The sequence below is a fragment of the Acinetobacter sp. 766875 genome (genome assembly GCF_000582055.1).
Classification (GTDB): domain Bacteria; phylum Pseudomonadota; class Gammaproteobacteria; order Pseudomonadales; family Moraxellaceae; genus Acinetobacter; species Acinetobacter nosocomialis.
The window spans coordinates 23,315-41,914 of the sequence record NZ_JEXX01000002.1 but is presented as its reverse complement, the minus strand read 5'-3'; the positions used below and the strand labels follow the sequence as shown (position 1 = coordinate 41,914).

Genomic DNA, 18,600 nt, shown 5'->3' with positions numbered 1-18,600 from the left:
TTTTATTTCCGTTATTGTTTAAACGCGTTCTTTTGCCCATTCACGCAAAATGAATTTTTGCAATTTGCCTGTTGCGGTTTTTGGTATTTCAGTAATCACTACATCTTTGGGAACTTTAAAGCGCGCCAGTTCTTTTTGACAATGTGCAATAATTTCTTCAGGGGTAACTGTAGCACCTGTTTTTAATTCAATAAAGGCACATGGTACTTCTTGCCAACGTTCATCGGGTTTTGCCACAACAGCTGCCGTTAAAACCGCAGGATGTTTATATAAAACATCTTCAACTTCTAAAGATGAGATATTCTCGCCACCTGAAATAATAATATCTTTGGAGCGGTCAGTGATTTTTGCATAGCCATCTGGGTGGCAAACAGCTAAATCTCCTGTGTGGAACCAACCACCAGCGAAAGCTTCTTCAGTTGCCTTAGGATTTTTTAAATATCCCTTCATGACAATGTTGCCACGGAACATAATTTCTCCCATGGTTTCGCCGTCATTCGGAACGGGCTGCATCGTCTCAGGGTCTAGTACTCGCATACTATCTTGAAGTGGATAAGGCACACCCTGACGAGAGTGTAGTTGCGCTTGCTCGGTAATGGAGAGATCGCTCCATCCGGCCTGAGACGCACAAAGCGCAGATGGCCCATAGGTTTCAGTTAAACCGTAAACGTGGTTGACATTAATTCCAATATTTCGCATACCTTCAATTACAGCGACAGGTGGTGCAGCACCTGCCACCATAACTTCAACATGATGTTTTATGCTTGGCTGCTTTTCTTTCGGTAGATTAATAATCATGGATAAGACGATTGGAGCGCCACAGAAGTAATCAACTTTATGTTTAGCAATAAGCTGCATCACCAGTTCGGGGTCAACTTTGCGTAAACAAATATTGGTTCCGCCACTTGCTGCAATACTCCACGCAAAGCACCAACCATTGCAGTGAAAAAGGGGAAGTGTCCATAAATAAACAGCTCTAGGTTTCATACCGCAAGCTAAAATATTACTAGCTGCATTTAAATAAGCACCTCGGTGGTGATAAACCACTCCCTTAGGATTACCCGTTGTTCCTGATGTGTAATTTAAACTAATTGCATCCCACTCATCTTGCGGTAAATGCCATTCGAAATTAGCATCGCCTTGAGCTATCCATTCTTCATATTCAAACGAACCAAGAAATTGATTTTCACCTTCATATTCTTCATCAGCTACATCAATCACAATGATATGTTGGTTTGGAATGAGTGATAGGGCTTCTCGGGCTAGATTAACAAACTCGGGGTCAACCAAAAGCACTTTCGTCTCAGCATGCTCTAGCATAAAAGCGATGGTTTTAGCATCTAAACGGGAGTTTAGTGTATTAAGAACGGCCCCTGCCATAGGTACAGCAAAATGGGCTTCAATCATTGCTGGTACATTTGGTAGTAAAACTGAAACGGTATCGTTTTTAGTTATGCCTAATTGTTGAAGCTGAGAGGCAAATTGACGGCAGCGCTGATAAGTTTCTTTCCATGAAATCTGACGATTACCATGAATGATAGACGCTTGGTCTGGATAGATATAAGCTGCACGTTCTAAATAGCGCAGAGGGGATAACGCAACAAAGTTTGCGGGTGTGCGTGGTAATTCATCGTATGCACTAACCATGTAAAATAACTCCATGTTTCTATTTTTTAATTCATTCTTTGAAAATATGACTTAATATTAATCAAAGCATTAATGCTTTAGTCTTAAACAGAAATACCCCTCAGTCAGGAAATGAGCACAAATGCTATTTTCAACATCTTAAAACAGTTCTGATGAATAATTATCCTATTTATGTATTTCTTAAAATTTAGGTAGAGCGCTTATTAAAGTCATTTATTGCTGTTTACCGTATAAGCAAAATGTATTTATGATTTTATGAGCACAAAGGTTTTCACTTGGCTTGAACAAGTGTAAAATCTTTCAGGTTTTTTAATTTTGATTTACACCGTTTTTATATTTTGAGGCTTGCCTCGATCATAATCTCGCGGTGAAATGCTCCTTCGTATAGGGCATCACTCCTTAAGGATTTTTCTATGCCAATTATCACATTGCCAAATGGCGATCAAAAGAATTTTGATCACCCTGTATCTGTTATGGAAGTCGCTCAAAGTATTGGGCCTGGTTTAGCAAAAAATACCGTTGCTGGACGAGTAAATGATCGCTTAGTTGATGCATGTGACTTAATTACCGAAGACTCGACCTTACAAATTATCACTCCAAAAGATGAAGAAGGTCTTGAGATCATTCGCCACTCTTGTGCACACCTTGTAGGGCATGCAGTAAAGCAACTTTTCCCTGAAGCGAAGATGGTGATTGGTCCGGTCATTGAAGAAGGTTTCTATTACGACATCTGGATGCCACGTCCTTTTACATTAGATGATATGGCAGCAATCGAAGAGCGTATGAAAAAGCTCATCGATCAAGATTACGATGTTGTTAAAAAAATGACTCCACGTGATGAAGTTATTGCTGAATTTACTGCTCGTGGTGAAGAATACAAATTACGCTTGATTGCAGACATGCCTGAAGAAACTCAAATGGGCTTGTACTACCATCAAGACTATTTAGATATGTGTCGTGGTCCGCACGTACCGAACACAAAATTCTTAAAATCATTCAAGCTTACTAAAATCTCTGGTGCTTACTGGCGCGGTGATGCGAAGAATGAACAGCTTCAACGTATTTACGGTACGGCTTGGGCTGATAAAAAACAATTAGCAGCTTACATCAAGCGTATTGAAGAAGCTGAAAAGCGTGACCACCGTAAAATTGGTAAAGCATTAGACTTGTTCCATATGCAAGAAGAAGCACCGGGTATGGTGTTCTGGCATGCAAATGGTTGGACTATTTATCAAGTACTAGAGCAGTACATGCGTAAAGTTCAGCAAGACAATGGTTACCAAGAAATTAAAACTCCGCAAATCGTAGACTTTACGCTTTGGGAGAAATCTGGTCACGCAGCAAACTATGCAGAAAACATGTTTACGACTCATTCAGAAAGTCGTAACTATACTGTAAAACCAATGAACTGTCCTTGTCACGTTCAAGTGTTCAACCAAGGATTAAAATCTTACCGTGATTTACCAATTCGTTTAGCTGAGTTTGGTTCTTGTCACCGTAATGAACCATCTGGTTCTTTACACGGTATTATGCGTGTTCGTGGCTTTACACAAGATGATGCACATATCTTCTGTACTAAAGAACAGATTGGTAAAGAAGTTGCAGACTTTATTCAACTTACTTTAGACGTTTATAAAGATTTTGGCTTTGAAGAAGTTCAAATGAAGTTGTCTACTCGCCCAGAAAAACGTGTAGGTGATGACGCTCTTTGGGATTTAGCTGAAAAATCTTTAGCAGATGCTTTAGATGCAGCTGGTCTTAAATGGGAATTGCAGCCGGGTGAAGGCGCATTCTATGGTCCAAAGATTGAGTTCTCTTTAAAAGACTGTCTTGGTCGTGTATGGCAATGTGGTACCATTCAATGTGACTTCAACTTGCCAGTTCGTTTAGACGCTTCTTATGTAACTGAAGAAAACGAACGTGATCAGCCTGTAATGTTGCATCGTGCAATTCTTGGTAGTTTTGAGCGTTTTATTGGTATACTAATTGAACACTACGCTGGTTTCATGCCACCTTGGTTGTCACCTGTACAAGCATGTGTCATGAACATTACCGATGCTCAAGCTGAAGCAAGTGAGCAAGTTGTGGCAAAACTCAAGGAAAATGGCCTTCGCGCTATTTCTGACTTGAGAAATGAAAAAATCGGATTTAAGATTCGTGAGCGTACTCTAGAGCGCATTCCTTACCTGTTAGTTCTTGGTGATCGAGAAGTTGAAGAAGGTACAGTGAATGTACGTACTCGCTCAGGAAAAAATTTAGGTACTATGTCAGTGGATGCTTTCATTGACTTAGTGAAATCTGCCGTCGCCGAACGTGGCCGGTATATTGTGGAGTAAGAAAGATTAAACAGCCTGACCGTAACCAACAACAAGGTGCAAAGAGTAACCGTCCAGCAATTAACGATGAGATCCGTGCAAAAGAAGTACGCCTCGTCGCTGCTGATGGTGAGCAAAAAGGAATTGTTTCATTAAATGAAGCACTGCGTGCTGCTGAGGATGCAGATCTTGACCTTGTTGAGATTGTCGCAAACGCTGAGCCGCCTGTTTGTAAAATCATGGATTACAACAAGCACTTGTTTGACCTGAAACAGAAGCAAAAAGATGCCAAGAAAAAACAGCATCAAGTGCAAGTGAAGGAAATCAAACTACGCCCAGCAACTGATGTAGGTGATTATCAAGTTAAGCTTCGTGCTATTTTGAAGTTCCTTGAAGAAGGTAACAAAGTCAAAATCACTTTACGTTTCCGTGGTCGTGAAATGGCTCACCAACAACTTGGTTTAGCTCAATTGCAAAAGATTGAAGCAGACGTAGCTGAGTTTGGTATTGTAGAGCAAGCTCCGAAAATGGAAGGTCGACAAATGGGTATGTTACTTGGACCGAAAAAGAAAAAGTAATACTCAAAAAAAGCACTGCAAACGCAGTGCTTTTTTATGCCCGTCATTTCTTGATTTAATTCCTTTAAATTGCGATTTAATAACTTTTTAAACCAAAGTTATTCTCAAATTTTATGTGTTTTTTGGTGTTGGACATATCATTGTATTAGCCAAAACATGATATAACGCAAGACGCAGTCATGATAACGATGAATAGGAAAATAGAATGATTGATCTATATTATTGGGGAACACCCAATGGACATAAAATCACAATTGCCTTAGAAGAAATGGGACTGGATTACACCCTTTATCCAATTAATATTTTAGAAAATGATCAATTTCAACCAGATTTCCTGAAAATTTCCCCGAATAATAAAATCCCCGCAATTGTTGATCAGGACGGTCCACGTGGTGAGCCAATTTCAGTATTTGAATCAGGCGCGATCTTACAATATTTAGGTCGAAAAACCGGATTGTTTTATCCAACAGATGAACAAGAGCGGGTTGAAGTTGAACAATGGCTCATGTGGCAAATGGGTGGGCTAGGGCCTATGCTTGGGCAGAATCATCATTTTAACCGCTTTGCGCCAGAGAAAATTCCTTATGCAATTGAACGTTATGTGAATGAAACTAAGCGTTTATATGGCGTATTAAACAAACAACTTATAGGGCAAAAATTTGTTGCGGGGGAATACTCAATTGCTGATATGGCAATTTTACCTTGGATTCTGCGCTATGAATGGCAGGGGATTCAATTGGAGGACTATCCTTATGTACAAGAATACATTGTCCGCCTAACAGCACGTCCTGCGGTACAAAAAGCTTTATCAATTAAAGTTATCTAATTTTGCTTGGTAGCACAATGAATAAAGTGAAAGGTAGTTTGGTTTAATTAGAATGCTAAGTTACTTTTTACTTTTTTTGAGTGCTTTGGGGGCTGCTACATTATTACCATTACAATCAGAAGCTGTACTCGTTGCTTTATTATTAAAAAATCAACAGTCCGCTTTTCTTCTTATTTCGATTGCTACTTTTGGAAATGTACTCGGTTCATGTGTGAACTGGTGGTTAGGTTTAAAAATAGAACAGTTTAAACATAAAAAATGGTTTCCAGTTTCTGAAAAACGTCTAGAACAAGCCCAACGTTTTTATCATAAGTATGGCTTTTATTCGCTACTTTTAAGTTGGACACCTGTGATTGGTGACCCTATTACTTTGGTTGCTGGCTTACTCAAAGAAAATTTTTGGCGCTTCTTATTTATGGTTCTTATTGCTAAGGCTGGGCGTTATATTTTCATTTATTGGGTAATTACAGACTTTATTTAAAATACAAGCATCCGAAGATGTTTATATTAAAACTATTTATTTAGTCTTCCGAGCTTTTGGTAATGTCGACTTTAAATAGGTCATTGGTTTTTAACCAACAGAACGTGACCACTGCAAGCGTCATACAACCACCAAAAATAGTCGCTACAATAGTCCCCAAATATTTAGCAGCCAACCCTGATTCAAATGCACCCAGCTCATTACTGGATGACACAAACATGCCATTTACAGCCGCTACCCGACCACGCATATTTTCTGGTGGGAATATTTGCAAAATGGTTTGTCGAACCACAACTGAAATACTGTCACAAGCACCTGTCATGGCCAGTGCAAATAGGGATAACCACATATTATTCGAGAAAGCGAAAAGGATCGTAAATACACCAAATCCGGCAACTGCAAGTAGCATGTTACGCCATGCGTGCTGAGTTGGCGGAAAACGAGTCAAAGCAATCATGGTAATGAGTGCACCAATAGAAGGCGCTGCACGCAAATAACCTAAGCCTTCTGGCCCTACTTTTAAAATATCTTCAGCAAAGATCGGCAGTAAGGCAATCACACCTCCAAATAAAACGGAGGCTAAGTCTAAAGAAATAGCCCAGAGAACGATTTTTGTTTTCCAAATAAAGCGGAAACCATCACCTAAGCTTTCTAATACATTCGCAGTTTCAATTTTAGGAAAGCTTCGTTTTTGTAATAAATTAATAAGAATAAAACAGATGCTGAGTAGGGCAGCAACACTAAAAAGACTGGTTTCTCTGCCTAAGTAAGCAAGCATAAAACCGCCTAGCATAGGCCCAATAATCACGCCACTTTGCCAACCAATTGTTGTCCATGTGGCACCATTGGCATAAAGCTCGCGTGGAATTAAGAATGGTTTCAATGAGGTGGCAGAGGGATTATAAAACCCACGTATCGTACCTAAGCCAAAGATGACTGCGTAAATACCCCAAGAAAGGAAATTTACACTGATATGACCTAAACCATGCAAGTGGAACAGCAACCACAAAACTAAAGGTAGAGGTACCGAGAAAAATAAACAGATTTTCATAATGACCTGTTTATTAAATTTATCAGCAAAATAGCCACCCCAAAGCGATAGAGCAATAAATGGAATGGCTTCTGCTAGTCCAATTAAACCTAAAGTTAGAGGATCTTTGGTAATTTGATAAAGTGAATAAGCAACAATAATTTCTTGAATCAAAATTGCTAACGTTAAGCAAAATTGATTAATGGTAACAATAGAGAAATCTCTATAGCGCAGTGCAGCGAATGCATCATGTTTCTGCATTTGAAATATCGTATGTTGATAATTTGAACATATTATAGAGCTAAATAAGGCGTAATGTTGAATTTATTAGCAGTGACCAATCTCTAAAAAAACGATATGAATTTTTAATTTGTTAAGACATTCATCTAAAAAAGCACTACGAGTAGTTTTAATTTTAGTCAGCATACTATAAAATACGCGCTTCCTTACCTGCAGGTCGATTTTGCAATGGTGCAATCGCGCCGAACAGGTGCCTAAAAGAGGTTACTATGGCTAAGTTAAAAACTCGCCGTGGTGCAGCTAAACGCTTCAAAGCGACTGCAAACGGTTTTAAGCGTAAACAAGCGTTCAAGCGCCACATCTTGACCAAAAAATCTGCTAAACGTATCCGTCAATTACGCGGCTGTGTAATGGTTCATGTTTCTGACATGAATTCAGTTCGTCGTATGTGCCCATACATCTAAGGAGATTATAAATGGCTCGTGTAAAACGTGGTGTAGTGGCTCATCGTCGTCACAAAAAAATTCTTGCTCGCGCTAAAGGTTACTATGGTGCTCGTTCACGCGTTTACCGCGTAGCGTTCCAAGCGGTAATCAAAGCTGGTCAATACGCTTACCGTGACCGCCGTCAAAAGAAACGTCAATTCCGTGCTCTATGGATTGCGCGTATCAATGCTGGTGCTCGTCAAAACGGTTTGTCTTACAGCCGTATGATCGATGGCTTGAAAAAAGCTCAAGTGATCATCGACCGTCGCGTATTAGCTGACATCGCTATGCATGATGCAGTAGCATTTGCTGCTTTAGCTGAAAAAGCTAAAGGTGCATTAGCTGCATAAGCTTAGAGATTCAAAAAGAGGCCGCTTTTTAGCGGTCTTTTTTATTTTTAATGGTTCTATTTTAAAAAGAGAAAATAATCAGAGATAAATGATGAAAGATGAAAAATTTCTAAATGACTTAATTCAAAAAGTACAGCAAGGTTACCAATTCAAATATTTGTATTTTTGGGGACATACTCCTAAACAAGCTAATCTTGTCGATAAAAGCTGTTTTAGCCAGTGGTTTCCTGCGCAATTTAGAATTGACGGTGTTGAGTACTTTACTGCTGAACACTATATGATGGCGCAAAAAGCAAAATTATTTAATGATGAAGAAATTTTTGCACGGATTTTGCAGGTTAAACATCCGAATGAAGCGAAGCAACTCGGTCGTAAAGTGCGTAACTATGATGAACAAATATGGCAAGAAAATCGTTTTGACATAGTGGTGCAGGCGAATTTTGCTAAATTCTCACAGTATTCTGAATTGAAAAAATTCTTATTAGCAACGAAAGACCGTATTTTGGTTGAAGCATCTCCTGTCGATAAAATTTGGGGTATTGGTATGGCGCAAGACCATCCACATGTCCAAGATCCATCTCTATGGCAAGGTCTAAATTTGTTGGGGTTTGCTTTAATGTATGTTCGAGAGCGGCTTTTAACTGAATAGGTTGGTGTGAGATCAACCAATGCTTCACTTTAAAAAAAGTAGTAAGGTGAGGGGAACAAATTGAAGTCATTAAATAATTCAGATATTCGTATAGCATCATTTAATGATGCATTATCTATTGCAGAAGTACATGTGCAAGGTTGGAAAGAAACCTATGCCGGTATGGTTAAGCAAGAAATATTAGATGAGCTTAACGTACTAGATAAAGAACAGTTATGGAAAGAGATAAGCAGAAGTCCTGATCATAAGTTATTTATCTATACTGAAAATGGGGTAGTGAAAGGCTTTCTTGATGGTTATTTAAACCCAGAAAATAATATTGCTGAAATTCTAGCTTTTTATCTTTTAAAAGAAGTTCAAAAGCAAGGCATAGGCCGTGAATTATTCCAAAAGTTCTATCAATGTGCTTTAAATCAAGGTTATGCTTTTATTCGTTTAGAAGTCTTTAATAAAAATCCGAGCTGTTTCTTCTATGAAAAAATGGGAGCACAGTTAATTAATGAAGCCGAACTACCAGAGTTCGGCCTCGGAATAACAGAATTACTTTATCAATGGAAACTTTAATCTTGATTAAAGACCAAAATAATAAGCTAAGGCACAAATAATTACCGTTAGTACAATAAGCTTAATTACACCTGTTCCTCCAGCCTTATGATGAGGTGCTTTTAAATGAATTGCGGACTCATTCGTTGCATCAAAAGGAGAAGGTTTTTCAACTGGTTTTAATTGTGCAGTTTGATAATGATTGGCTGCTTTCACAATGAGCTTTGCAAATAGATCATCAGTTTTGTGGGTAAAGTTTCTTAAGTTAATAATTTGTTCTTGGTCTAGGTCTTCCCCTAAAGGATCATTTGCGCTGCGTTTTTTCTGCTCTAAATAGTCAGATAGAGCTTGGGTGCGATAGAGGAGTTGATGCGCACAATCTGCTGGGTAGTTTTCAGGTATAAGTGCAAGTGTTGGTTGATGATCTATCGAAATTTGATGAGTTGATCCATCAAAATATTTTTTCTGAAATTCGGGTTCTTCAAAACCTGCTGCATACTTACTCCGAAATAACTCGGTTTCCATAAAGTCAGCAATTTCATCCCACTGAGGTGCCTTTAAGTCAGCTTCAACTTTCTTAGATAATTTTTCATTCAACTCAAAACGCCAGAAAGTTTCTAAGCGTAAATCGCTACGCTGATTTAAAGGTGGTTCAAATTCGTTATCGCTACTGTACCACTCTGCAAGCTCATGACCAAAAATCCATGCGATTTTTTTATTGTTTTGGTGGCTTACAATAAAATGAGCATAAGGTAAAAGCTCGACATTACTATTCGGGTTTTGTTCTTCATTTAAAATAGTAGATAGGTGAAGAGAGATTTGAGTTGTCCCTTGTTTTTTGAGTGCTTCTAACCAAACTTGGAAATGTTGAGCAAGTAAATGCTGTGAAATTAAGTCACGAAATTGAAAACTATGCTGGTCAAAAATATGATGTTGTCGCCATTGGTTGAAGCTTAAATTCTGGCGAAGGTATTCATTACCGTAGGTCACAAGTGTAAGTTGTTGTTTCCAAATCTGATTGAGCGCCATAATAATTGATCTCATTGACGATGCTATTATTTTATACGTTTTATCTTTTTGTTGCCTAATACATTTTTCATGATGGATAAACTTCATCAATACGGTGAAAAACTGTTAGAATGCAGTGTTTTATTATATTTTTAAATTTGTTGCTTTGAGAGTTAATATGTCACTGGAAGCCCTGACCACAGAAGCGCTTGCTGCCATTGCAGCAGCTCAAGACCTTGTTGCACTTGATCAGGTGCGTGTGCAATTTACAGGGAAAAAAAGCCAGCTTGCAGAACAATCGAAAGCATTAGGGAAAATGGACCCTGAAGAACGTAAAGTACAAGGTGCTGCGATTCATGCTGTTCGAGAAACAATTAATAGTGCTTTAACTGAGCGTCAAACGGCATTACAACAAGCTGCGCTAGCACAAAAACTAGCAAATGAGACCATTGATATTACTTTGCCAGGTCGTGGACAGCGCATTGGTACAGTTCATCCTGTTACTCAAGTGCAAGAGCGTATTTGCCAATTCTTTACTAAAGCTGGTTTTACGGTTGCAACAGGGCCAGAAGTTGAAGATGACTATCATAACTTTGAAGCATTAAATATTCCTGGGCATCACCCTGCACGTGCCATGCACGATACTTTCTATTTTGATGCAAACCATTTGTTGCGTACGCATACCTCTGGTGTGCAAATTCGTACCATGGAAACAAGTCAGCCGCCAATTCGTATTGTATGTCCGGGCCGTGTATACCGCTGTGACTCCGATCAAACGCATTCGCCAATGTTCCATCAAATCGAAGGTTTGTATGTTGCTGAGAACACCAGCTTTGCTGAATTAAAAGGTTTATTAATTAACTTACTTAATGAGTTTTTTGAGAAAGATTTAAAAGTACGTTTCCGCCCATCATATTTCCCATTTACAGAGCCTAGTGCAGAAGTAGATATCATGGATGAGCGTGGACGTTGGTTAGAAGTATTAGGCTGTGGCATGGTGCATCCAAATGTATTGCGTGCTGCGGGTATTGATCCTGATAAATACAAAGGCTTTGCTTTTGGTTTAGGGGTAGAACGTTTTGCAATGTTGCGTTATGGCATTAATGACTTGCGTATGTTCTATCAAAATGACGTGCGTTTCTTACGCCAATTTGCCTAACATTTTTTCAGGATTAAATAAGGTTTATAAAGATGAAGATTAGCGAAAATTGGTTGCGCACATGGGTTAACCCTGCAATTGATAGTGATACATTATCTGATCAGTTGACTATGCTTGGTCTTGAGGTAGATGAACTAGCGCCTGTTGCTAAGCCATTTACCGGAGTTGTAGTTGGTGAAGTTCTAACAGTTGAACAGCATCCAGATGCAGACCGTCTGCGTGTAACAACAGTGAATATTGGTACAGGTGAACCTTTACAAATTGTATGTGGTGCTCCTAACGTTCGTGCTGGAATGAAAGCACCTGTGGCAACTATTGGCGCAGTATTACCAGGCGATTTTAAAATCAAAAAAGGTAAGCTTCGTGGCGTTGAGTCACAAGGTATGTTGTGCGGTGCTTCTGAAATTGATCTTGAAGATAAAATCGATGGTTTGCTTGAGCTACCTGCCGATGCTCCAGTAGGGGTAAACATCCGTGAATACTTAAAACTTGATGATAACGTCATCGATATTAGTATTACGCCAAACCGTGGTGACTGTTTCAGTATCCGTGGTATCGCACGTGAAATTGCAGTGATTAACCAACTGCAAATGAATGAACCTGAAATTAAATCGGTTGATGCGACAATCACTGATGAGAAAAAGGTTGTTATCAGCACAGAGGGTGCTCCACGCTATTTAGGACGTGTCATTAAAAATGTAAATGTGAAAGCTGCTACTCCTGAATGGATGGAACAAGCTTTAGCACGTTCAGGTATTCGTACACACAGTATTTTAGTTGATGTAACGAACTACGTTCTAATGGAATTAGGCCAGCCAATGCATGCTTTTGATTTAGCTAAAATCGAAGGTACTGTACAAGTTCGCCAAGCTAAGCCGCAAGAAAAGTTGCAACTTTTGAATGATCAAGAAGTTGAATTGCAAGAAGATGTGATGGTTATTGCTGATGACCAGAAAGCTTTAGCAATTGCCGGTATTATGGGTGGTCTAGCGTCAAGTGTAACTGATGATACAACAGATATTTTCTTAGAAAGTGCATTCTTTGCTCCGCTTGCGATTGCTGGGCGTGCTCGTCGTTTTGGTTTACACACAGACTCTTCGCAACGTTATGAACGCGGTGTAGATTTCGAATTACCTTTGATTGCGATGAACCGTGCTTCCCAGCTTATTCAAGAGTTGGCAGGTGGTGAGTTTGGTCCAATTACTATAGCTGAAAAATCTGATTTACTTCCTAAACGTGAAGCGATCGAACTTAAGCAAGCTCAGGTAGACCAATTATTGGGATATCAAGTTGCTGCTGAATTTATTACAGATGCTTTAACCCGACTAGGTTGTGAAGTAACTGTTAAAGCTGATGGCGAATGGAGCGTAGTTCCACCTTCACATCGTTATGATATGGCAATTTATCAAGATTTGATTGAAGAAGTTGCTCGTATTGATGGATATGACAATATTCAGATCAGCTTACCAAGCATGGATGTTCAGCTTGCTAAGTACCAAGATCGTTTTGAAATTGCACAGCTACGCCAAACAGTAGTTACTTTAGGTTACCAAGAAGCAATCAGCTTTAGCTTTGCTGATGCAAAACTTGAAAAGCAGTTAAACCCGCAAATCAATCCACTTATGCTAGCAAATCCAATTTCAAGTGATTTGGCAGCAATGCGTAGCACTTTGCTTTCTAGTTTAATTCCTTGTGTGCAATATAATTTAAATCGTCAGCAAAGCCGTGTACGTTTCTTTGAGCTTGGTTTACGTTTTGATTATCAAGATGCCAATTCTATTCAAGACTTAAAGCAAATCCCGACATTAGCTTTAATTGCTGTAGGTTCTCGTGAACCAGAATCATGGCATGCTAAGCCACAACCAATGGACTTCTTCGATTTTAAAGGTGAAGTAGAGGAAGTTTTAGCTGCTGGACGTGTCAAAGTTGAATATGTACGTTCAGAGCGTTCATGGTTACATCCAGGACAGTCTGCTGAAATTTTAGTTGATGGTAAATCAATTGGTTACCTAGGTCGTTTGCACCCATCTTTAGAAAATCAGCTCGATTTGAGCACAACTTGGGTTGCTGAGCTTGATCAGGCAGCAGTTTTGCAATCTTATGTATCTAATTTTACAGAATTATCACGTTTTCCTTCGGTTAGACGTGATATTGCGCTTTTAATCTCTGATAATATAAATGTTAGAGATATTCAGCAGTTAATCGAAAAAACTGGTGGAGAGCTTTTAGACTCTACTTGGTTATTCGATGTGTATACGGGGCAGGGTGTCGAAGAAGGTAAACGTTCATTAGCGTTTGCACTATTATGGCAACATCCTTCACGTACGCTTGAAGATGCTGAAATTAAATCTGGTATGGACAATATAATCCAAGTGTTGGAAAACACTTATCAAGCGACATTGAGGGCCTCATGACAGCACTAACTAAAGCAGACATGGCTGATCATTTAAGTGAGTTAACCAGCTTAAATCGCCGTGAAGCAAAACAAATGGTCGAGTTGTTCTTTGACGAAATTAGCCAAGCGCTTATCGCGGGTGAGCAGGTTAAGCTTTCTGGTTTTGGTAATTTCGAGCTTAGAGATAAACGCGAGCGTCCGGGACGTAATCCTAAAACAGGCGAAGAAATTCCGATTTCTGCCCGTCGTGTAGTGACCTTTAGAGCAGGTCAGAAATTTAGACAACGCGTTGGAAATGAGCAGATCGATTGATCTGCTTTTTTTTATTTATATTTGGTTTTATTAGTTTTGAATGAATCGTATTTAATATAAGCCTAGAAATACTTTATATCGATATATCAAGTACATCTGTACTGAAATTATAAAATTTTAGGTATAAAAAAAAGAGGACATAAAGTCCTCTTTTTTATCTAATCTAGGATATAGATTAGTGTGCAGCAGAAGCAGCAGCGTCAGCAGAAGCAGTAGCTTCAGAAGCAGCAGTAGTAGCTTCAGAAGCAGCAGCAGCAGTTTCAGAAGCAGCAGCATCAACAGCAGTAGCAGCTTCAGAAGCAGCAGCAGTAGCTTCAGAAGCAGCAGCTACAGCTTCAGAAGCAGCAGCAGCAGCTGGAGCTTCTTCTTTCTTAGAACAACCAACGAAAGCTAAAGTAGCGGCAACAGCAGCAGCAACAGCGAATTTTTTGAATAACATGGCATCACTCTCACAAAAAAAATTTGAGATTAAAAAAACCTAAGTTAGGCTGTTTTGCTTTTATTATTCCTAAACGTAGCTAGGTAACAACGCATGGAGCAGTCTAACTGGTCTGCCGCTATGCTATCACTGCAAATGTTGAAATACTACTGTCACCTGTCAAAAAAGCGCAGAAAAATTGAAAAAACAGCCTGTTTTTTAACAGAAAAAAACAATCAATTAGATTAGATATATTGGAAAAGGTATAAGTAAGCTACTAAAAAACATAATTTTTTTATATTAAAAATATTTGTTTTCAAAAGCTTAAATATATCCTTACATAAGGTTTAACAAAATGTATTTTTGTGTAAAGCATGTCAACCAAATAAAAAAGCTACTCATGAGAGTAGCTTTTTGGAAAACAACATAATGATTAAGTGGAAGCTTTACGTTTCATCTGATCAAAGAAATCATCATTTGTTTTGGTTTCTTTCATACGGTCAAGTAAGAATTCCATAGCAGCCAACTCATCCATAGGATGAAGAAGTTTACGGAGGATCCATACTTTACGTAATTTATCTTCATCCATTAAACGTTCTTCACGACGTGTACCTGACTTCTTAATATTCATGGCAGGGAAGACTCGTTTCTCAGCAATACGGCGATCAAGTGTAATTTCTTGGTTACCAGTACCTTTGAATTCTTCGTAAATTACATCGTCCATTTTACTGCCAGTTTCAATAAGAGCAGTAGAGATGATTGTTAAAGAACCGCCTTCTTCGATGTTACGAGCAGCACCGAAGAAACGTTTTGGACGTTCTAATGCATGTGCATCTACACCACCGGTCAATACCTTGCCTGATGAAGGAATTACAGTGTTGTATGCGCGAGCTAAACGTGTGATAGAGTCAAGTAAAATCACAACATCTTTTTTATGTTCAACAAGACGTTTTGCTTTTTCAATGACCATTTCAGCTACTTGTACGTGACGTGCTGGTGCTTCATCAAATGTTGAGGCAACGACTTCACCGCGTACGGTACGTTCCATTTCAGTTACTTCTTCTGGACGCTCATCAATAAGTAAAACAATAAGGAACACTTCCGGATTGTTTCTCACAATAGATTGTGCAATGTTTTGAAGTAACATTGTTTTACCCGCTTTTGGCGGTGCAACAATAATAGAACGTTGTCCTTTACCAATTGGCGCAACTAAGTCGACAACACGAGCAGTTAAGTCTTCTGTTGTACCATTACCAAGTTCCATAACCAATTGTTCGGTTGGGAAAAGGGGAGTTAAGTTTTCAAATAAAATTTTATTTCGAGAATTTTCTGGCGTGTCATAGTTAATCTGGTTAACTTTGAGCAACGCAAAATAACGCTCACCTTCTTTCGGAGGGCGAATAGTACCTGTGATGGTATCACCTGTACGCAAGTTAAAGCGTCGGATTTGTGAGGGGCTCACATAAATATCATCCGGACCAGCTAAATACGAACCTGCGGCAGAGCGCAAAAAACCAAAACCATCAGAGAGAATTTCAAGAACGCCGTCACCAAAAATTTCTTCGCCATTCATTGCATGGCGTTTCAAGATGGCAAAGATAATATCTTGCTTTCGGTTACGAGCCATACCTTCAAGGCCCATAAATTCAGCAATTTTAATTAGTTCGCCGATTGGTTTTTTCTTGAGTTCAGTTAAGTTCATAGGGGTCAGAATTAGGAAAGAATAGAGTGTGGTTTAAAAGAAGAAAAATCGCTCGCATACAAAAAAGAGTATCGCAATTGTATTTACACAATAACAATTCAGAAGTCTAATTAACTGTTTCGAAGAGAAATGTGAAAAAACAATTTCTGTTGCCGAGTGGCGATCTTTATGTTTGTGTCTTGTAAGAAGCCGGACAGAAGACGATTCCCTTCAGTGCCTCTTGAGCATGCAATATAAGTGAGATCAGCTAATTTGTCAATTTATAGCCGAAAAAAATACGCTATAGAGATATAGCGTATTTCATCTGTAACGTTCGGACTTAAACGTTTTCGTCAATGAAGCTAACGAGTTTAGAACGAGGTACAGCACCGATTTGCTGCGCTACTACTTCACCATTTTTGAAAAGTAATAAAGCAGGAATATTACGGATATTGTATTTCACTGCAGTATCTTCACAAGAAGTCACGTCAACTTTAACGATTTTTACTTTACCAGCATATTCACTTGATAAATCTTCAAGAACAGGTGCAATCGCTTTACAAGGTGCACACCAACCTGCCCAGAAATCAACAAGTACAGGTGTTTCTGCATCTAGAACATCTGCTTGGAAGTTATCATCAGTTGTATTTACAATAGTCGCAGACATGGTACGGCTCCAATTTTTAGAAAAAAGTGCTATCACTATAGGAGGATATAATCTCTATCAGTATTACATAGCTACTTAGTTCAATGTAAGGGTTTGATGCTATTATTCAAGGCTTAATTAAATTTGTCTAATGGATGCTCACGATATTCACCATCGGCTTGTACAATCGTTTAACAAATCGAAAATTATCGATGGCTATTAATTGTTGATGAAAATGGCTTTTCAATTGCATTCTTGTGAATTACTCTAGGCGTGAATTGTTATGGGTTTAGTTCAATAATGTCTGACTTTCTGATTGATGAAGAATTACTTGCTGCCATAGATATGGGGTCGAACAGTTTTCACCTTGCCATTGCACGGGTAGATCACGGTGAAGTTAAAAAAGTGGCTTCAATGTCAGAAAAAGTACAGCTTGCAGCTGGTCTTGATGAAAATAAAAACTTAACAGAAGCTGCACAGCAACGTGGCTTGGCATGTTTGGCTCGTTTTGTCGGGCGTTTGGGGTCGGTTCAACCTAATCGTTTAAGAATTGTGGCAACGAATGCTTTACGTCAGGCTAAAAATGGCCATGAGTTTATTCAAAAAGCTGCTGAAATTTTACCTAAACCTATTGAAATTATTGCAGGCCGTGAAGAAGCACGACTGATTTATCTTGGTGTATCTCACACGATGGCAAATGGTGGACGCCGCTTAGTTGTTGACATCGGTGGAGGGTCTACTGAGTTTATTATTGGCGAAGAATTCGAGCCGATTTATACCGAATCATTACAGATGGGTTGTGTAGCATATACTAAAGCCTACTTTGCTGATGGTGAAATTACCCAAAAAGCTTTTGATAAGGCAGTGGTTGCTGCGCGCAAAGAACTTTCAGCGATCGCAACAACTTATAAGATGGAAGGTTGGGATACTGTTGTTGGTTCTAGCGGAACAATTAAAGCCTGCCGTCAAATTATGGTAAATATGGGGTTAAGTGACGAGCAAGAAAATGTTACTCGTGAAGGCCTCTATAAACTTAAAGATAAGTTGCTCAAGTTCAAAAATATTTCTGAAATTGATTTTGAAGGACTTAGAGAAGATCGACGAGCAGTTTTGCCAGCCGGATTGGCAATTTTGTACGCAGTTTTTGAAGTATTAGAAATTGAACATTTGGCATATTCTGATGGTGCATTACGTGAAGGAGTCATGTATGACCTTTTAGGTCGTTTTAAGCATGAAGATATCCGAGATCGTAGTGTGCAAGCCCTAATGGGACGTTATAACGCTGATCCGAAACAAGCAGAACGAGTTGTAAATACAGCTCAACACTTATTTGATGGGGTAGCAGAATCTCTGAATTTAACCAGTGAAGACAGTGACTTACTGCGCCGTGCAGCATATTTGCATGAAATTGGTTTAGCAATTAGTCATGGTGGTTATCATCGTCATGGTGCTTATTTATTACAGCATTCTGATATTCCTGGTTTCTCACAAATTGATCAAAACCATCTTTCACATTTAGTTGCTCATCATCGTCGTAAATTACGTAATGATGTAAAAAATGAAGTTTTAAAGGCGGGCGGTAATAAATTACTCTACCTAAGTCTATTACTTCGCCTTGCAGTTTTACTCAACCATAGTCGCAGTGATCAGATGCTTCCTGCCATTGAATTGACCATCATAAATGATCAACAATGGCAGCTTAGTGTTTCTGGTGATGCCAAACAATGGCCATTGTTAGTTGCCGACTTGCATGATGAGCAAGAGCAGTTTAAGCATTGGGACATTGAATTGAATATTCAGTCGGAAAAATTTATCGATTAAAGGGATAATATTCGAC

General features: G+C 38.9%; 19 protein-coding genes and 1 pseudogene. 14 read left to right on the top strand and 6 right to left on the bottom strand.

Features of this window, described 5'->3' with window-relative positions; translation table 11 throughout:
• Window positions 1-18: 18 nt before the first annotated feature.
• Window positions 19-1,647 carry an acyl-CoA synthetase gene (locus tag J576_RS02670; protein WP_002054581.1) on the bottom strand — a complete coding sequence of 543 codons (1,629 nt, stop codon included), beginning with the start codon at window positions 1,645-1,647 and terminating at the stop codon, window positions 19-21.
• A gap of 413 nt (window positions 1,648-2,060) precedes the next feature.
• On the opposite strand from J576_RS02670, the gene thrS reads away from it, so the two are divergent.
• The 4 genes from thrS to J576_RS02650 all read left to right on the top strand — a co-directional run bounded on the left by thrS (window position 2,061) and on the right by J576_RS02650 (window position 5,847).
• The gene (gene thrS, locus J576_RS02665) at window positions 2,061-3,983 is read left to right on the top strand and encodes a threonine--tRNA ligase (RefSeq protein ID WP_002054572.1); all 1,923 of its coding nucleotides are present in this window, start codon (window positions 2,061-2,063) and stop codon (window positions 3,981-3,983) included.
• 5 nt (window positions 3,984-3,988) lie between these two features.
• On the top strand, window positions 3,989-4,540 hold the full coding sequence (gene infC / locus J576_RS02660; protein ID WP_079377112.1) for a translation initiation factor IF-3: 552 nt from the start codon (window positions 3,989-3,991) through the stop codon (window positions 4,538-4,540).
• 205 nt (window positions 4,541-4,745) lie between these two features.
• Window positions 4,746-5,366: a glutathione S-transferase N-terminal domain-containing protein gene (locus tag J576_RS02655; protein ID WP_002054551.1), complete on the top strand. Its 621-nt coding sequence runs from the start codon at window positions 4,746-4,748 to the stop codon at window positions 5,364-5,366.
• Between the two features lie 52 nt (window positions 5,367-5,418).
• Window positions 5,419-5,847, top strand: coding sequence for a YqaA family protein (locus J576_RS02650; protein WP_002054527.1), 429 nt, complete (start codon window positions 5,419-5,421; stop codon window positions 5,845-5,847).
• A 40-nt stretch (window positions 5,848-5,887) separates the two neighbouring features.
• Here J576_RS02650 and nreB read toward each other — a convergent pair whose 3' ends face one another.
• On the bottom strand, window positions 5,888-7,138 hold the full coding sequence (gene nreB, locus J576_RS02645) for a nickel resistance MFS transporter NreB (protein WP_002054560.1): 1,251 nt from the start codon (window positions 7,136-7,138) through the stop codon (window positions 5,888-5,890).
• 129 nt (window positions 7,139-7,267) lie between these two features.
• Here nreB and J576_RS20385 point away from each other — a divergent pair.
• The 5 genes and pseudogenes from J576_RS20385 to J576_RS02625 all read left to right on the top strand — a co-directional run.
• A pseudogene (locus tag J576_RS20385) lies at window positions 7,268-7,375 on the top strand (hypothetical protein); the annotation flags it as partial.
• An 11-nt stretch (window positions 7,376-7,386) separates the two neighbouring features.
• The gene (gene rpmI, locus J576_RS02640) at window positions 7,387-7,581 is read left to right on the top strand and encodes a 50S ribosomal protein L35 (RefSeq protein ID WP_002054552.1); all 195 of its coding nucleotides are present in this window, start codon (window positions 7,387-7,389) and stop codon (window positions 7,579-7,581) included.
• A gap of 11 nt (window positions 7,582-7,592) precedes the next feature.
• Entirely contained in the window at window positions 7,593-7,952 is a 360-nt protein-coding gene (gene rplT, locus J576_RS02635; protein ID WP_000124858.1) for a 50S ribosomal protein L20, read from the top strand.
• Window positions 7,953-8,043: 91 nt separating this feature from the next.
• Window positions 8,044-8,601, top strand: coding sequence for a riboflavin biosynthesis intermediates N-glycosidase (ybiA, locus tag J576_RS02630; RefSeq protein ID WP_002054578.1), 558 nt, complete (start codon window positions 8,044-8,046; stop codon window positions 8,599-8,601).
• A gap of 60 nt (window positions 8,602-8,661) precedes the next feature.
• The gene (locus J576_RS02625) at window positions 8,662-9,165 is read left to right on the top strand and encodes a GNAT family N-acetyltransferase (RefSeq protein WP_002054524.1); all 504 of its coding nucleotides are present in this window, start codon (window positions 8,662-8,664) and stop codon (window positions 9,163-9,165) included.
• 6 nt (window positions 9,166-9,171) lie between these two features.
• On the opposite strand, the gene J576_RS02620 is transcribed toward J576_RS02625, so the two are convergent.
• Window positions 9,172-10,173 carry a hypothetical protein gene (locus J576_RS02620; protein ID WP_002054510.1) on the bottom strand — a complete coding sequence of 334 codons (1,002 nt, stop codon included), beginning with the start codon at window positions 10,171-10,173 and terminating at the stop codon, window positions 9,172-9,174.
• Window positions 10,174-10,330: 157 nt separating this feature from the next.
• Between J576_RS02620 and pheS the strand changes: the two genes are divergently transcribed.
• From pheS to J576_RS02605, 3 genes are read left to right on the top strand one after another with little or no spacing between them, the layout of a single operon-like run.
• Window positions 10,331-11,311: a phenylalanine--tRNA ligase subunit alpha gene (pheS, locus tag J576_RS02615; RefSeq protein ID WP_002054514.1), complete on the top strand. Its 981-nt coding sequence runs from the start codon at window positions 10,331-10,333 to the stop codon at window positions 11,309-11,311.
• Between the two features lie 32 nt (window positions 11,312-11,343).
• On the top strand, window positions 11,344-13,725 hold the full coding sequence (gene pheT / locus J576_RS02610) for a phenylalanine--tRNA ligase subunit beta (protein ID WP_002054518.1): 2,382 nt from the start codon (window positions 11,344-11,346) through the stop codon (window positions 13,723-13,725).
• Window positions 13,722-14,018, top strand: a complete 297-nt coding sequence (locus J576_RS02605; protein WP_000126166.1) for an integration host factor subunit alpha — start codon at window positions 13,722-13,724, stop codon at window positions 14,016-14,018. The genes pheT and J576_RS02605 overlap by 4 nt, the downstream gene beginning before the upstream one ends.
• A gap of 175 nt (window positions 14,019-14,193) precedes the next feature.
• Here J576_RS02605 and J576_RS02600 read toward each other — a convergent pair whose 3' ends face one another.
• Window positions 14,194-14,457, bottom strand: coding sequence for a hypothetical protein (locus tag J576_RS02600; protein WP_002054565.1), 264 nt, complete (start codon window positions 14,455-14,457; stop codon window positions 14,194-14,196).
• A 93-nt stretch (window positions 14,458-14,550) separates the two neighbouring features.
• Between J576_RS02600 and J576_RS19465 the strand changes: the two genes are divergently transcribed.
• Window positions 14,551-14,685, top strand: coding sequence for a hypothetical protein (locus J576_RS19465; protein ID WP_017393480.1), 135 nt, complete (start codon window positions 14,551-14,553; stop codon window positions 14,683-14,685).
• Between the two features lie 184 nt (window positions 14,686-14,869).
• Here the strand turns inward: J576_RS19465 and rho are convergent, their stop codons facing one another.
• Together rho and trxA are read right to left on the bottom strand one after the other, a co-directional pair.
• Window positions 14,870-16,138, bottom strand: a complete 1,269-nt coding sequence (gene rho, locus J576_RS02595; RefSeq protein ID WP_001054522.1) for a transcription termination factor Rho — start codon at window positions 16,136-16,138, stop codon at window positions 14,870-14,872.
• A gap of 319 nt (window positions 16,139-16,457) precedes the next feature.
• Window positions 16,458-16,784 (bottom strand): thioredoxin, encoded by a 327-nt coding sequence (gene trxA / locus J576_RS02590; RefSeq protein WP_002054512.1) that lies wholly within the window; start codon window positions 16,782-16,784, stop codon window positions 16,458-16,460.
• 279 nt (window positions 16,785-17,063) lie between these two features.
• Between trxA and ppx the strand changes: the two genes are divergently transcribed.
• Window positions 17,064-18,584: an exopolyphosphatase gene (gene ppx, locus J576_RS02585; RefSeq protein ID WP_002054555.1), complete on the top strand. Its 1,521-nt coding sequence runs from the start codon at window positions 17,064-17,066 to the stop codon at window positions 18,582-18,584.
• Window positions 18,585-18,600: the final 16 nt, after the last annotated feature.